Source organism: Pseudomonas frederiksbergensis (genome assembly GCF_003732275.1).
Lineage (GTDB): Bacteria > Pseudomonadota > Gammaproteobacteria > Pseudomonadales > Pseudomonadaceae > Aquipseudomonas > Aquipseudomonas frederiksbergensis_H.
Map to the genome: position 1 here is coordinate 1231544 of NZ_MOBM01000038.1, position 15309 is coordinate 1246852.

The window sequence follows — 15309 nt, forward strand, 5'->3', positions numbered from 1 at the left end:
CGAGCGGCTCATCGCCGCTCGGCTCGTCCCTTAAGCGAGCTGATCAGCGAGCGCTTGAGCAGCAATCTCATAGGATTTACGCCGCGCTGCTGGGTCGAATATTCGGGCGTCGACCATGAGTTCATCAGCACCTGTGAATTCGATGAATTCCATCATCGTCGAGCGCACGTCCTCCTGCGTACCGATTGCTGTGAAGGCGAGTTCACGGTCAAGACTTGCTCGAAGACTCGGCGCAATGCCCTGCATATAGTCTTCAACAGGCGCCGGCAAGAGGGTGATGTCCCCCGTGTGGACGCCTGCGACCCACTTCCGATGGGAGCTGGCGATGAATTCCGCTTCAGCGCGCGTTTCGGCAGCAAAGACGTTGATCCCGGCCATCACGTAGGGCTTGTCCAGGTAGTGGGATGGCTGGAATTGCGAGCGATAAACTTGCAGAGCTTCCTTGATCAACCTCGGAGCAAAGTGGGAGGCGAAGGCATAGGGCAATCCCAGGTGTGCGGCTAGGCTTGCCCCATAGGTACTGGAACCAAGAATCCAGACAGGAATGTCTTGCCCGGCGCCAGGGACCGCGCGCACAGGCTGGCGACCGTTGTCTTCGAAGTAGTCGAGAATCTCGACGACGTCACGTGGGAATTGGTCAGCGCTGGTTTCAGTGGATCGCCGCAAGGCTCGCATGGTTACGCCATCTGCGCCTGGCGCCCTGCCGAGCCCGAGGTCGATGCGACCAGGATAAAGTGTTTCCAAGGTACCGAACTGTTCAGCCACTGTGAGCGGCGAATGATTCGGCAGCATGATTCCCCCAGAACCGATGCGGATTGAGTTGGTGTTGGCGGCGAGATGGCTCATTAGCAGTGTGGTTGCCGAGGAACCGATGCCTGGCATGTTGTGGTGTTCGGCGAGCCAGTACCGCCGGTATCCGCATGCCTCGGCATGCTGAGCAAGCTTTACTGAGTTCTCATAGGTTTGAGCCAGGGTGCTGCCGACGTTGATGGGGATGAGGTCAAGGATAGACAGTGCAGTCATGGGTTCACGCTCCTAAAAAACATGTTACCCAGTGTTTCAGTTGAACGAATGTTTATAAACGCCATGCAACTCGTTTCAGAGTTGAGTAAAGCGCTACATTGGCTTTAGGATGATGAGTAAACCCTGGCTACTTTACCCAAATGGAAAGTAGCTCTGGGTTTACTCGTGTCGGTGTTGCTCCACAATGCTTTCTATAATTCAGAAAGAAGGTGTGACGACTTAGTCGCCACACCTTTGGCAGGCCTCATGCCTTGTGCAGCGCAGCCATTTTGCTCAGGGCAGCCAGCTGATTAGCAACGAAGTCACGGGTCGCGGCGTCGCTGATCGCGTCTTTTTCCTGGTCGACCTTGCTGGGGATCTGGCCCACCATCACCTCAGGTTTGTTGAGCACGAGTGCATCAAAAAACACTAGGATCTGCCGCAGGTGATACTGCGCGCGGGCCCCGCCGATCAGGCCAGGTGACCCTGTTTGAATCGCAACGGGCTTCCCGGCAAATGGAGTGTCGGGGAGACGCGAGATCCAGTCCAAGGCATTCTTCAGTACGCCAGGCACTGAATAGTTGTATTCGGGAGAAACGATGATGACAGCATCGGCCTGTTTGATGGCCTTGCCCATCTTCACTACTGACTCCGGAAAACCTTCGGCTTGAACATCCGCATCGTAATGCGGGATGTCCCCCACAGATTCCAGAAACTCAATCGAAACGCCTTCAGGCGCCAGGGACGGTAGCGAGCGTGCCAGTGTGGCATTAAACGAGGCTTTCCTCAGGCTACCGAGGAGTACGACAAATCGCAGTGGTTGCATCTTGAAGTCCTTATAAGTGGGGATGAAGAAAGAGTCAGCCGGCTTGTTCTCCGACTGGGTGTGGCATGATTGAGCGGTGGCCGATCAAGAAAGTCAGGGCACCCAACACCGCACACGCGAGCATCACACCCGCCATGGCATGAGATGTTTGGCCGTCATAGAACGCGCCGGCCAGCAGGCTTGCACAGGCCCCGCCAAGCATTTGAGTGGCACGTAGCAGAGCTGCACCCGCCCCGGCAGTTGTAGATAGATCCTCAAGCGCCGAGTGAGTGGCGTTTGGCATGACAATGCCGGTACACAAGTTGCTCATGACAACCAGCGCAGTAAGGATGTAAATCGGGTAAATGGCCAGTTGGGACTCGACCACCAATCCCAGGCTGATCAGCAAGCTGGCGAGCAAGGCCCCGCCAAGCACCCGGTGCTCTGCAAAGCCTGCGTGTATCAACCTCCCATTGACCCAAGAGCCTGCGATTGTGCCCATGGCTGTCAGGGCAAATAGCACAGCAAAGCCAGCGCTGGTCATGCCCAGGTTGTTCATGAACACCAAGGGCGAGGCTGCGATATAGGCGAACATACCTGCGAAGTTGAAAGCCATGATTAAGGTCGAAACCAAGAACCTCCTGCTCTTCAGAACGCTCAGGTAGGAAGTGAGGAGTGAAGCGGCGGCATTGGAGCTTTTGCGCGTAGCGGTTTCATCAAAACTCGTTTGGGCACGGAGCCAGAGAATCACACCACATACCGCCAGCGCGGCATAGATCCACCGCCAGTTACCCACCACCAGAATCGCTGAGCCGAGTAGTGGTGCTATCAGCGGCGCAAGGTTGTTGACCAGTGCCAGATGGCTTTGCAGCTTGCGCGCTTGAACACCCTCAAATTGGTCTCGGACAATGGCGATGGGTAGTGTTGCGGCAGCTCCGGCTGCGCATCCTTGTAGGAAGCGCGCACTGAGCAATAGGTTGATGTCCTGGGCAAAGGTGCAGGCAATGCCTGCGATGGTGAACACCCCTAAGCCGGCAAGAAGGATAGGGCGTCGACCGATCCGGTCGGACAGTGGCCCAAACAACAATGGCCCCAGCACGAATCCGAAGATAAACACGCTCAGGGTTTGAGAGGCGAACGCTAGAGAGACACCAAGCGCGTGACTGATGTCGGCAATGGCCGGCAATCCCATATCGATTGAGAGTGGTGGGAGCGCTGTGACGGCACCCAACAATAAAATGTAAAGCCACAGAGGGCGTGACACGGACATCAATCAGTACTCGTAGGCTTGAAGCCTAGTGGCTAGGGAAATGTGGAAGGACAAATTCGGCGAGCTCTTCCATGACCTCATCTGCCGGTCTTGAGCCATATTTGAGGTTTAACGCCATATGCGAAACGCCGATACGCTCATCCTCTTGCAGGAACTGAATCAGCGCATTTCGGCCCATCCGATAGCCTGAGTGAATCTTCTGGGGCATCTCATTCGGGTTCGCTGCCAGGTCGAAATTCATACCCTGAAGCAGAGGCTTGAATTTGCCAGGGCAATACTCAGCAACAAGCGTTTGCCAGTCCTTGGCTGCAGTGCGAAGCGTTTGGTGATCAAGGATGTAGTAGAGCCATCCGTCAGCGTGTTCCGCGATCCATGGCAGTGATTGTCGGCTCGTGCCTGTCACCAGCTTCGGTATGCGGCTATGCACTGGTTTGGGCAGAAGATCCGTTTGCCCATTCATGCTGATCAGGCCCTTGGCACCCACCTTCGGGAACGTTTCTTCTGTCAGTTGGCGCAACGCGTGGAAGGTGTCTTGAAACCTTTGTCCTCGCGTCTCGAAATCAATATCAAAAGCAGGGTACTCGATAGGGCGATCACCGGATGCTACGCCCAGCAGTAGTCGTCCTCCGGATAACTGATCGACAGATGCAGCGGCTTTCGCCAAGTGAATCGGATGGCGCAACGGCAGCACCGTGCTGGATGTCCCCAGCGCTATGCATTCGGTCTTGGCGGCTAGGTATCCCAAGTAAACGAAAGGGTCGAACACCTGGCCGACGTCGCCAAAATTGGGGTCGAACAGCGGAACATCGCGAGCCCAGAGTGCTGCAAAGCCAAGTTGCTCAGCCCGGCAGGCGAGTTCTGCGTGATTGGCCAGCGTCGGTACTGCGCCCTTGTAGGACTCGATGGCCATGATGAAGCCGAGGGTGAGGCGCCCTTGCTGAAAGGCGCGCTCGAATCCAGTGTGGTGATTCAGGTCGACGCCAAAACTCATTGGGCAGCCACTGCAACGCCGTAGGAGTCTTCGAAGAAGCGGTAGCGCGTGATCAGCTCGTTGATGACTTCAAATTCGATCGCGAACTCGCTGGTGATGGTTTTGCCAGTACGAATTACTTGGCACTGCAGTGAACCCAGCGCGACACCACGTTCATAATCGGCCATTTGCGACTTGATGTTGAATTCTTTGGGTTGCAGGTAGGTTCCAAAGTCGCGATAGAACGCAGCCACTGCAGCGCGGCCTTTGCGCTCGCCAACCCAAGGTGCGATGTCAGAGGCTCCAGGAATGCTCCAGTCCACATCTTGGCTAAAGCACTCCGCAATGGCTTCCGGACTTTGTCCGGACGAGATTTTTGCAAAAAGGGTGCGGATGACTTCGATTGTTTTTTCAGTGCTCACAGTGTCCCGGCTCCGATTTAGAAAAGGGGGAATGCTTTCAGCTCCGCGTGGGGAGCTGAAAGCAGGTGTGACGAGTGAGTTACTTGCCGAATTGGCTGATGGTCATTTCGTAGGCGCGATTGGCCATCTGCTCCAGAGGGAGCTTGCGGTGGGTGTCGGACAACACTTCTAGGCCCCACGGGCCGTCATAGCCAGCAGCCTGAACAGCCTTGATGAATGCTGGGACGTCGAAGGTGCCGTCGCCCGGCAGGACGCGTTTGTGGATGGTGTCCATCCACAGTGGCTCAATGGCGTACTTGTGTGCATCGTTGAGCTCGATCGACTTGATGAAGCGAGCCGGAATCTTGGAGATATCGTTGAAGTCGATTCCACCACGCTGCAGGTGCCAGATGTCGAGCAGCAGGCCGCCGTTTGGCTGGTTGGCACCTTCCACGATGGCCAAAGCGGTTTCAATCGTGCGCACGTTGCTGAAAGGCATGATTTCCAGAACGACGTTGGCACCGACTTCTGCAGCCTGTTGGCTGAGCAGGGTGAACTCTTTGACCATCAGGTCGATGTCCGCAGTGTCCTCACCGATGCCAGGGCCGATCTTGATGGAGCGAGCGCCCAAGGCTTTGGCTGCTTCGAGCAGTTCCTGACGAACCTTGTCCGACTGACGACGACGTTCGCCGGTGTGATACCAGTCCACCAGGAATTCCAGCTCGACATGCTTGATACCGTTCTTTTCGAGAATGGCTTTCATGGCGGGATATCCAATCTTGTCGACGGTATCCATCATGCCGTTGTGAACCAGGCCGATGCCTTTAAAGCCCGCGTTGCCGGCAGCTTCCATCCGATCCTCGAACGAGTACGGGCTGACCTCGGTCGGGCCCATCGGAAAGATGTCACCTGCAATAGTCCAATACGCAGCAAGCAGCTCAATGTTTTGAGTATTCATTTCTCTGTCCTCATTAGGGTTGGAATCAACTTGAGAACAGACTAGGGTAGAGCGTTGTTGCGATAAACCTCATTAGACTCCTTTCAGAGTGGAGTAAAGGTGGACAATGGCGCAGGTTGAACAGGCGTTAAGTGGTGTGCTGATCTTCGTGACAGCGGCACGGGCTGGAAGCTTTACAGTGGCTGCTGATCGGCTTGGCATTACCAAGTCAGCGGTGGGGAAAAGCATTGCGAAGCTCGAAGAAAGGCTCGGATGCAAACTCTTTCATCGAACAACACGGAGCTCGGGCTTGACCGTAGATGGCGAGGCCTACTTCGCAAGCTGCTCGGCTGCAGTAGATGAAATCCTCGCTGCCGAGGCATCATTGACCAGCCACCAACAAACGCCCAGTGGACGCCTGAGGGTTGATCTGCCTGCCGCTTATGGCCGGAGCGTTGTGCTGCCGGTGTTGCTGGAAATCTTGGATGCAAATCCTGACCTCAAGTTGACGGTAACCTTCACCGACGCCGTCATTGACCTGATCGAAGAGGGGATCGATCTCAGTATCCGCTTTGGGACATTGAAGGATTCCAGCGGCCTTGTAGCTCGTCGACTTACCGTGCAGAAGCAGCTTATATGTGCCTCACCCAAGTATCTCGCTAAGCACGGCTGCCCTGAATCTCTGGAGGAGCTGCAGAACCACAGTTGCATCGTGAATTACCGACGTGGGCAGCGGGTAAGTTGGAGCGTCCTGGATGGGGACGGAGAACTCACACGCATCACTCCCCCCGGAACTCATGAAGTTGGAGATGGCGATGCCATCGTTTCCATGACGGTGGCTGGGCAGGGTATTTGCCAGATGCCGAGCTCTTTAGTTCGAGATCATCTTGAGGCGGGGCGGCTCGTTCAGGTTCTTGAAAAATACAATCCAGGTGACGTGGAGATCCATGCGGTATGGCCCCAAACACGTCACCTGCTACCGAAGGTTCGGCGTGTCGTGGATGAACTCGTACTGCGGGCAGAGCGTGGGGCGCTGGATTGAATAGCGTTTTGCGATCTCGAATGCGCGCCAGCAGGAAAGCCCCAGTGGCGTTTATCGGTCATGGGGAGTATTCCGCTGCCCAGGCTGGGTCTGGGCAGCAAAAATAACTTCAGACCAAGGTTACTTCCTGCCCGAGAAGTTCTGACGATTTGAAAAGCGCCTCGAGGATCAGGTTGATATTGTGTGCCTGAGTTGCGGGAACTTGAGATGGCAAGCCTTCAGTAAGCGATTTAACGAAGGCGGCAGCTTCTCGATCAAAATAAACCGGGTTGCCAATTTCAGCGATCTCAGGTGAATACACGGTTTTTCGCACAGCCCATACTTCGGGGAAACTCGTTTCGTTCCAATGCGTCCAGCCTTGCGAGTGACCAATCTTTCCATCGTGATACAGCTTGTAAGAGGCGGGCATTGGGGTGGAGTGCATCACACCGTGCGTACCGTAGGCTGTCACGTCCCAGCTTTCCGTCCAGGGCATGGGATCCCATGACATGAAGTCGATGGTGACGACTTTGTCATCGTAATTCAGTATCGCGACGGCGGCGTCTTCGCGCGCAGAGTTACTCATTTGACCTGCAAACTTGGTGATCCTGGCGTTCACGAATTTAGGCATACCAAAGTGCAGCAAGATCCGGTCAATTGTGTGGCAGCCAATTACGTAGAAGGCGCCACCCAGGTCGCCTGGCTGTTTCATGTGGTTGGTGTCGGCCTCGTCGTGCGAGCAACCTGCATGAGCCCGCACCTGAAGTACCTTGCCGATCTCTCCGCTTTGGAGCACTTGCTGCATTTTTTCCACTGCCGGCGAGAACCTCCAGCAGTAACCAACCTGGAATAGGTTGCCTGTGCGCTCAACCGCTTCCACGATGCGCAAGGTATCGGTCGAGTGGCGACCTGCAGGTTTCTCACACAGCACCGCCTTACCTGCTTCCAATGCCTCGATGGCCCAGTCAGCCATCAAATAACTTTTGGGATGCACCAGGACGATGTGTACGTTGGGGTCGCTTAGAATGTCGTCTTTGCTGCGCGCCTGAAGGCCCAGCGCGTCGGCAAAAGGTTCAAGCAGCGGACTGTCGTCGTAAGCCCCGAAAAACTCTACGCCCGGGAGACGCTGGAAGGCCTTTACACGCCCTGACGTGTGAGGGTGGGTGATTCCCAGGCACGCCACACCCAGCTTGGTTTGATTCTCGATCTTGGTAGCCATCATCTATCCTTTTGTTTTTGTGGTCAGTACGGATGCCACGTATGGCAGAGGCTTCCAGGAGTCTTGCTCCCCGGGCGCGCGTGCCAAAGTTGGTGGGCGGTCATATCACCGAGCGGATGCTGCCACCGTCGACACCCCAAACACTGGAGGTCACAAAGGACGCAAGATCAGACGCCATGAAGACAATGACGTTAGCCACCTCTTCCGGAGTGCCAAGGCGATCAAGAGGGAGTTGGCGTAGCGACATCTCATGCTCCACTGCGGCTTGAGGTTCCATCCCGTGGACTTTGGCCATGGTCTCAGCGAAGCCGCCCGACTTGGTCCAGAAAGGCGTCCAGATAGGGCCCGGCGCAACGGCGTTGACACGGATGTGCGGGCCTTCACTGCGGGCCAAGCCTTTGGTTACGGCGAGAACAGCTGCTTTAGAGGCGGAGTAGTCAAGCGGGCAGGGTTCTGGCTGTCGGGCAAGGTCGGAGGCGTTGTTGATAATGACGCCGCTTTGTTGAGCGCGCATCACCGGCAGGATTTTGCGACAAGCACGTACGTAGCTCATAAAATTGAGCTGCATGGTTGCTTCCCAGTCTTCGTCAGTCAGGTCGTCGAACATCCGCACGGCGCCAGAGCCAACGTTGTTGACGAGCACATCAACCTTGCCGCCGTAGATGGCCAGAACGCTATCGATGCCATCGTTCATACCGCTCAAACTGCTGAGGTCAGCTTTACTGACAGCCACGGTGGCGCCCAGAGCCTCAGCCTCGTGCTTCAGTTCTGCGAGGGCTCCTTCATCCCAGTCCAACAACGCGAGCTGGCTGCCTTCGCCTGCAAACGCCAGCGCTGTGGCGCGACCGATACCTTTCGCTGCGCCGGTGATGAGCACGATCTTGCCGGCAAGGTTAGTTTTCATATCTGATACCTTCTTTTTTTGAGCTGTTGAAGCACGTGGTGCTCGTTTCTTATTGATTCGAAGTTCAGTTAGAACAGGTGTTTATTACATGAAGTAGTCAACCTGGTGCCTGGCGGTGCGAACGTTTCCGAGTTCTTCGCGAACTCGTAAATGAGCAGGGTGCGTGGCATAACCCTGCAGCGCTTCCATGGAATCGAATTCCGAATACAGCACCACGTCGCAGGCATAATCGATCTTGCTGAAGTCGACGCCGATCTCTAGCTTGAGAAGGCCAGGAATTACGCTGCGAAGACCTTCGAAAGCACTTTTGAGCTTTTCTATATTGGCTGAGCGCTCATGCTCAGTTTCGCCAAGCAGGTTCCACATGACGATGTGTTTGACGGGTCGCATAGTCCTCTCCGAGGTAAGTGTGCGAGTACTGGCTATGGCCTGCACACTGCAAGCCTGGTAGACAAGAAATGTATGTGCGCTAAGCGTTGTGCAGGATGAAGTCAAAATCCAGGGTGTAATAAAGCGAGTCGATCGAGTTACCGTACGGATCGATTCCACTCTCATGGCGAACCCAGTCTGCAATCAAGGACGAACGGACACCGAATACCGCATCCGAATCCAGATAGTCGCCACCCTCTCGGAACACGTGGGTGACTAGACGCTGATATCCAGGGGCAGTGATCATGAAATGCAGGTGGGCAGGGCGCCATGGATGCCGATTTAACGCCTCCAGCATCTTGCCAACCGGGCCGTCATAGGGAATGGGGTAGCACTCAGGGACAATCGTGCGGAAGTGGTAATGCCCATTGGCGTCGGCCTGGATAATCGCCCGTCCGTGGTAGTCCCCCATATCTGGCTTCTGAACGTCGTAAAAGCCGGCGTCGTCGGCTTGCCAGACTTCGATGGTCGCATGTGGGATGGGGGTGCCATCTTTGGCCGTGACGGCGCCCTTCACAAACCATGGCGAGCCTGGAAGCCCACCACTTATGTCTTCGCCCAAGTCGTAACGAGGGGCGTTGGCGACATGGAAGGGGCCGAAAACCGTGGCTTCAGTGCAGCCTTCCGGCTTCTTGTGATTCTGGGCGATAACCAACGTCGACAGGCCCAGCGTATCGGACAGGAGGATGAATTCCTGTCGTTTGTCGGTCGTGATATGACCGATTGCGGTCAGAAACTCGATTCCCTTTTCCCATTCCTCCTCGGTCAAATTAGTCTCCCGCGCAAATGCGTGGAGGTGCTGAACGAGTGAAGTCACGATCTCATGTAGGCGCTGATTTTCGGTCCCTGCATTTCGAGTGAGGACAGCTTGTGTGATCGTCTGCTCATCTAGGTTTCGCATGGAGATGCATCCTTTTTTTATTTGAGTCAGGAGAGACCTGAGGTGACCTACTCCCTGGGGAACATCAGCTGTTGGCTGGCAGATGCCTGTTCCCGAAACTATAGCGATACGCTAAAGTCACAGACGGTGGAATAAAATACTAAAAATGAAAATCTTTCTTTCACCACAGAAATAATCTTCCCCTTTTTCGTGTGGATGCCTAAGGATGGATCGATTTACTGAGCTCGAGCTTTTCGTATACACGGCTGAACTGGGAACGCTGAGTCGCGCGGCTGAGAAGCTGGAAATTTCCAATGCCGCTGCAAGTCGTCACCTCGCCGCGCTCGAAACACGGCTCGGAGTTCGACTGGTGGAGCGGAGTACGCGCCGTTTATCACTTACCAACTCAGGGCATGATTTTTATGCCAAATGCAAAAGCCTACTCGCTGAGCTAGCGGATGCAGAGGCCACGGTCAGTGCCGCTCTGATTGAGCCAACGGGCACTCTGACGATCAGCGCCACCATCTCTTTTTGCATGTTGCATATCGCACCCATCGTGCCCGAGTTTCAGCGCCGCTACCCCGGAATCAAGGTCAAGATCATCGGCGCCAACCGGTACTACGACATCATCGACAGCGAGATTGATTTAGCGGTTCGAACGCGTGAATACGAAGCCGATTCGAACATTACTGTCCGTCGGCTGGCCGAGACGAGGCGTGTACTCGCAGCTTCGCCCAAATACCTCCAGCGCAAGGGGATCCCCAGGACCGTGCAGGATTTGGCCGAGCATGATGTGCTGATCTATAGCCTTGCGAACCATCCCAACACGATGGAGTTCACTCGGGATGGGGTGCATGAAAGCATCAAGGTGCAACCGGCCCTGGAGACGAACGACGGTCAGATCGTCAGGGCAGCAGCACTGGCGGGGGCAGGGATACTGGTACAGCCCAAGTACATCATCTATGACGACCTGGTAGCCGGTAGACTGATACCCGTGATGGATGATTGGGATCTGCCTCGATTGACCATCAATCTGGCGTTTCAGGACCGACGTCACATGCCCGCAAAGACTCGCCTTTTCATCGACTTCCTGCTCGATCACTTCAAGCGCAGCGACTACGAGCGTTACTGGACTCGATGAAAAAAGCCCACTCGACTTCCTTCACGGTCACCGAGTGGGTGAGGCAATAGTTATCTAAGCAGGACGTTTTCCTTCATATGCATCTTGCAGCAATTGGCGAATCCCCTCGCGCTCGATCGGTCGCGGGTTCCAATAAGGATTGCTGAGGGCAATGTCTGTCGCGCGATCAAGATCCGCCTCGGTCAGCCCCAGCTCGCTCAGCTTCATGGGTGCACCGAGTTTTTGCGCGAGATCGAATAAGGCGCCACCGGCTGAATCATGTTTCCCGCCCAGGGCTCGAACGATGCGCGCGGCTGCGTCCGGAGCAGCGCTGGCGTTGTAGGCGATAGCGTGGGGCAGCACGATAGTGTGTGTCTGGGCGTGAGGGAGGTTGAAGCTGCCACCCAGCGTGTGACACAGCTTGTGATGCAGGGCCATGCCTACATGGCCGAGCACGGTGCTGCACAACCAGGCGCCATAGAGACAATCGCTGCGGGCATCCAGATCGTCAGGCGTCTGGTTGATGCGCTCCAGTCCCTCGGCCATCGCACGAATGCCTTCTTCTGCAATCAGCGACATCACAGGGTTTCCATCTTGGGAATAAAGGCCTTCTGCAGCGTGAGCGATAGCGTTCATGCCGCTCATGATCGACATGCCCAGGGGGAGGGTGGCCGAAAGCTCTGGGTCATAGATCACGGTTTTCGGCAACACTCGTGGGTCTTTGCCAGTTTTCTTGATGCCGTTTTCGGTCAGGCCATACACGGGCGTCATTTCCGACCCGGCGTACGTTGTGGGGATCGCCAGGATTGGTAGGCCTGATTCCAGCGCGATTGCCTTTCCCAGACCGGTAGTGGAACCGCCGCCAATGGCAATGGCGCAATCAGCCCCCAGTTCTTTCGCAACTTCTCGCGCTTCACGAGCGGTCTCGATTGGGACATGCATAACTGCTTTATCGAAGATCCCGGCAGCACGTTTGCCCAGGATGTCGGCGATTCGCTCAGCCTGATCACGTTGCTCTGGTGTGCACAGCACAAGGGCGCGTCGGGATTCGAGGCGGTCAATCTCTGCCTCCAGCTGTTGAAGGGATCCTTTGCCAAAGATCACGCGAGCTGGCAGGCCGGTGTAAGTAAAGTTTTTCATTTTGTCAGGTGTTCCTATCGTTGAGAGTTGGCGCGGCAATCTCTCGGGCAGTAGAGATCCGCTCTGGCGGTGCGCGTTTATGTTGGAATGGGCGTCGGCTGATAAGCGAGAAGCTTCCACTCGCCGTCGCGCTGCTCCCAGACGGCCAGGGCTTTATTACGCAGCGTCTTCTGGACGCCGCCTGCCGTGATCTCACCGTTCATCTCGCCGAAGACGAGCGCAATGTCCCCAACGACCTTGATGGACTCGATCGGATGTTCGACATGGTGATAGACATAAAATCCACCCAGGCACTTGTCGAGGTAGCTCTCAAGCGTATCGACGACTCCAGTGGAGTGGGCATAGCTCAGATCAGGATGCGCGTAAGTTTTGAAGGCATTGAAATCGCCAGCGACGATCGCTTCGTAGCGTTTGCTTTCAAGCTCGCGAATCAATTCTTCCACTGCGTTATGGTTCTTCATGCTAGGCCTCTTGGGGTCTCTCGTGGGCATGTGAGCGAGTGTCGAGGCATGCCCTTTTCTTTTAGCCACCTGAAGCTGTTATTCCCAGCTTCCGAACGGGTCCAGCCTATAATTACGAATGGGCTTATAAAACCTCACTTTTGGAAATCTTTATTTCATAGGTGGAATAATATCCTTCGAGCCATCCCATTCTGATTCCTGATGGAATAGAAGCGCCCGAGGTCGGCCCAACTCTGCCCCCCCAAAGATGAGCAACGGTCCATCAGGCCCTTCTATGGCTTGGATTCTTCCACTGAGTGAAAAAGAGATTTCACTTTCTGGTATTTTTCTTCCTAAAACGCATGCCTAAGATCGTTCCCATAACGACAGCTCCTCAAGCTGCACTAAAACAAGAACGGAGACATAGCTATGTACTTGCTCCTTGCCTTCCTCCAAATCTTCATCGCCACCGCGAACGCGTTGCTGATGCTTGTCTGCAATATGCATCACGCCGCGTGGACGGCTCACGCTAAGTCGGTCGAAGCAGCGCAACCTCTATTCAATATCAGTCTTTTCCCTTGGCATAAGTCGGGATATCCCTCGGGTTTTTCCCGGGATGCGTCGAGCCCGCTTAGCGGAAGATCGCATCCGCGAGCGCCTCTCCAGTATCCGATTGGCATTGAAGTGCCATAACTGGAAACGCGTTTCCCTTTTACAGCTTGTCCTGGATCTAGCAGGGCTCGCACGCCTCAACCTTTGCAACTGCATCTCAGGAGTTACACATGAGCAATCAAAACGTCGAATTGTTGGCCGCCTACTTCACCCTGTCGGGTGACGTCTACCCGTTCGGCCCAACCGAAATCAGCCCATTCGCGTTCCGGGATCGTGTAGAGGCAGCGGCTCAGGCTGGTTACAAGGGTGTGGGCCTGATTCACGTTGACCTGATGTCGACAGTTGATCGCATCGGTTTCCGCGAGATGCGCCACATCCTCGAAGCGAATGGAATTAAGCACATTGAGTTTGAGTTCCTGACCGACTGGTACCTGGATGGTGAGGCTCGCCGCGCCTCCAATAAGATGCGTGCAGAGCTTTTCAACGCAGCCCAGGAGCTGGGTGCTCGTGCGGTCAAGACCGCCCCAGGCCTACACCAGGAAGAAGCGAATATCCCTTTGATGGTTGAGCACTTTGGAAACCTGAGCGCTGAAGCCGCGACCTACGGTACCGACATCGTCCTGGAAATAATGCCGTTTAGTAACGTGCGTACGATCGATACTGCGCTGGCTCTGGTTCAGGGCGCGAACCACGACAACGGCAAGCTGCTGCTGGACATTTGGCACTTGGCGCGTGGTGGCGTCGACTTCAGTGAGATTGCTCGTATCCCAGGAAAATTCATTGGCTCTGTCGAGTTGGACGACGCTGATAAATACGCCGTTGAGCCGCTGTGGCAAGACACTATCCATCGCCGTCGTCTGCCGGGCGAAGGTGTGCTCGATGTGCCTGGCTTTATTAAGGCTATTCAGGCTACCGGGTACGCCGGTCCATGGGGTGTGGAAGTGCTGTCGGAAGTCGTGCGCAAGCTGCCTCTGCAAGAGATGGCTCAGCGAACCTTCGAAACCACCATGTCTCAATTCAAGTAACGCTAAGAGATCCGCATGTTTTTGCGCGGGGAAAGATCTCCGCGCCCCGCCTAAAAATAATAGGCAGCTAGGCTGTCAAGGGAAGAACTATCATGTTGCGTATTGCCGTATTGGGTGCTGGGCGTATCGGAAAAATCCACGCCGCTAACGTCGCTACAAATCCTCGTACCAAACTGGTTGTGGTAGCTGACCCGTGGAAGGAGGGGGTCAATGCGCTGGCTATGCAACTGGGTTGCGAGGCAGCCTACGACTATGCTTCGGCCATTGAGCGTACTGACGTCGATGCTGTTTTTATCGGCACTCCCACTGAGTTTCATATCGAACTGATGCTACAGGCGGTGAGGCTGGGCAAGCCAGTTATCTGCGAAAAGCCAATTGATATGGATTACGAGCGCGCGAAGGCTGCTGTCGATGAGCTTGAACGCCTGAATGGCCGTGTGATGCTGGCATTCAACCGCCGATTCGACCCCGACTACCTGCGCCTGCGTCGGGCGATCGACGATGGTGAAATCGGGGTGGTTCGACAAGTCATTATCACCAGTCGTGATCCAGCGCTGGCCGCAAGGGCCTACCTGGAAACGTCTGGGGGCATATTCCGTGACATGACTATTCACGACTTCGACATGGCTCGGAGTCTGCTTGGCGAGGAGCCAGTCGAGGTTTTTGCGGTGGGTAGTCGACTGGTGGATCCGACGCTCGAATCGATTCCGGACTACGACAGTGTCATGGTGCTCATGCGTACTGCTTCTGGTCGCCAATGCCACATCAACTGTTGCCGTGAGGCTGTATATGGCTTTGATCAGCGCCTGGAGGTTTCCGGTTCCAAGGGCATGCTGTTGAACGAGAACCATCGTACGAACAGTGTCCGTCGTTATGGCGCGGAGGCAACTGACGTGGCGGATCCTCTTCTCAACTTCTTCCTGGAGCGTCACGCCGACTCGTACAAGATCGAGCTCAACAGCTTCCTGGATGCGGTTGAGAATAACAGCCCGATGCTAGCAACACCACGTGATGGCCTGCGGGCGCTTCGCTTGGCGAACTGCGCGAGTGAGTCGGCTGAGACGGGCAAGATTGTAAGGGTAGGCGACCGTTAATTTATCCAAGTCGTGAGCCCCAGCTCTTGCTAGGGGCTCC

At 55.4% G+C, this 15309-nt stretch carries 17 protein-coding genes; 4 read left to right on the plus strand and 13 right to left on the minus strand.

The features are described from left to right. Positions 1-30 precede the first annotated feature (30 nt). The 6 genes from BK662_RS25055 to BK662_RS25080 form a co-directional block, all read right to left on the minus strand. On the minus strand, positions 31-1023 hold the full coding sequence (locus BK662_RS25055; protein ID WP_063321084.1) for an LLM class flavin-dependent oxidoreductase: 993 nt from the start codon (positions 1021-1023) through the stop codon (positions 31-33). Positions 1024-1267: 244 nt separating this feature from the next. Next, on the minus strand, positions 1268-1828 hold the full coding sequence (locus BK662_RS25060) for an NADPH-dependent FMN reductase (protein WP_123359520.1): 561 nt from the start codon (positions 1826-1828) through the stop codon (positions 1268-1270). Positions 1829-1862: 34 nt separating this feature from the next. Next, the gene (locus BK662_RS25065) at positions 1863-3077 is read right to left on the minus strand and encodes a multidrug effflux MFS transporter (protein WP_123359519.1); all 1215 of its coding nucleotides are present in this window, start codon (positions 3075-3077) and stop codon (positions 1863-1865) included. A gap of 25 nt (positions 3078-3102) precedes the next feature. Beyond that, a complete protein-coding gene (locus tag BK662_RS25070; protein ID WP_123359518.1) occupies positions 3103-4068 on the minus strand; it encodes an LLM class oxidoreductase in 966 nt (321 codons plus the stop codon). Further along, positions 4065-4469 (minus strand): nuclear transport factor 2 family protein, encoded by a 405-nt coding sequence (locus BK662_RS25075; protein WP_185047170.1) that lies wholly within the window; start codon positions 4467-4469, stop codon positions 4065-4067. Before BK662_RS25075 ends, BK662_RS25070 begins: the two co-directional genes overlap by 4 nt. Positions 4470-4548: 79 nt before the next feature. Beyond that, on the minus strand, positions 4549-5406 hold the full coding sequence (locus BK662_RS25080; RefSeq protein ID WP_123359516.1) for a sugar phosphate isomerase/epimerase family protein: 858 nt from the start codon (positions 5404-5406) through the stop codon (positions 4549-4551). 106 nt (positions 5407-5512) lie between these two features. Between BK662_RS25080 and BK662_RS25085 the strand changes: the two genes are divergently transcribed. After that, on the plus strand, positions 5513-6427 hold the full coding sequence (locus tag BK662_RS25085; protein ID WP_123359515.1) for a LysR family transcriptional regulator: 915 nt from the start codon (positions 5513-5515) through the stop codon (positions 6425-6427). 109 nt (positions 6428-6536) lie between these two features. On the opposite strand, the gene BK662_RS25090 is transcribed toward BK662_RS25085, so the two are convergent. The 4 genes from BK662_RS25090 to BK662_RS25105 form a co-directional block, all read right to left on the minus strand. Then, positions 6537-7625 (minus strand): Gfo/Idh/MocA family protein, encoded by a 1089-nt coding sequence (locus tag BK662_RS25090; RefSeq protein ID WP_123359514.1) that lies wholly within the window; start codon positions 7623-7625, stop codon positions 6537-6539. A gap of 100 nt (positions 7626-7725) precedes the next feature. Further along, complete coding sequence (locus BK662_RS25095; protein ID WP_123359513.1) at positions 7726-8529, minus strand: SDR family NAD(P)-dependent oxidoreductase; 804 nt, start codon at positions 8527-8529, stop codon at positions 7726-7728. Positions 8530-8613: 84 nt separating this feature from the next. Beyond that, positions 8614-8919: a Dabb family protein gene (locus BK662_RS25100; protein ID WP_123359512.1), complete on the minus strand. Its 306-nt coding sequence runs from the start codon at positions 8917-8919 to the stop codon at positions 8614-8616. A 79-nt stretch (positions 8920-8998) separates the two neighbouring features. Next, complete coding sequence (locus tag BK662_RS25105; RefSeq protein ID WP_123359511.1) at positions 8999-9859, minus strand: intradiol ring-cleavage dioxygenase; 861 nt, start codon at positions 9857-9859, stop codon at positions 8999-9001. Between the two features lie 205 nt (positions 9860-10064). Here BK662_RS25105 and BK662_RS25110 point away from each other — a divergent pair, with 205 nt between their 5' ends. Continuing rightward, positions 10065-10979, plus strand: coding sequence for a LysR family transcriptional regulator (locus BK662_RS25110; RefSeq protein ID WP_123359510.1), 915 nt, complete (start codon positions 10065-10067; stop codon positions 10977-10979). 54 nt (positions 10980-11033) lie between these two features. Here BK662_RS25110 and BK662_RS25115 read toward each other — a convergent pair whose 3' ends face one another. The 3 genes from BK662_RS25115 to BK662_RS34860 all read right to left on the minus strand — a co-directional run bounded on the left by BK662_RS25115 (position 11034) and on the right by BK662_RS34860 (position 13066). After that, a complete protein-coding gene (locus tag BK662_RS25115) occupies positions 11034-12098 on the minus strand; it encodes a maleylacetate reductase (RefSeq protein WP_123359509.1) in 1065 nt (354 codons plus the stop codon). 77 nt (positions 12099-12175) lie between these two features. Continuing rightward, positions 12176-12559 (minus strand): nuclear transport factor 2 family protein, encoded by a 384-nt coding sequence (locus BK662_RS25120; protein WP_123359508.1) that lies wholly within the window; start codon positions 12557-12559, stop codon positions 12176-12178. Between the two features lie 345 nt (positions 12560-12904). Then, positions 12905-13066: a hypothetical protein gene (locus tag BK662_RS34860; protein ID WP_185047169.1), complete on the minus strand. Its 162-nt coding sequence runs from the start codon at positions 13064-13066 to the stop codon at positions 12905-12907. Between the two features lie 254 nt (positions 13067-13320). Here BK662_RS34860 and BK662_RS25130 point away from each other — a divergent pair, with 254 nt between their 5' ends. Both BK662_RS25130 and iolG read left to right on the plus strand, forming a co-directional pair. After that, positions 13321-14175, plus strand: coding sequence for a sugar phosphate isomerase/epimerase family protein (locus BK662_RS25130; protein ID WP_063321102.1), 855 nt, complete (start codon positions 13321-13323; stop codon positions 14173-14175). Positions 14176-14267: 92 nt separating this feature from the next. Beyond that, positions 14268-15269: an inositol 2-dehydrogenase gene (gene iolG, locus BK662_RS25135; protein ID WP_123359506.1), complete on the plus strand. Its 1002-nt coding sequence runs from the start codon at positions 14268-14270 to the stop codon at positions 15267-15269. Positions 15270-15309: the final 40 nt, after the last annotated feature.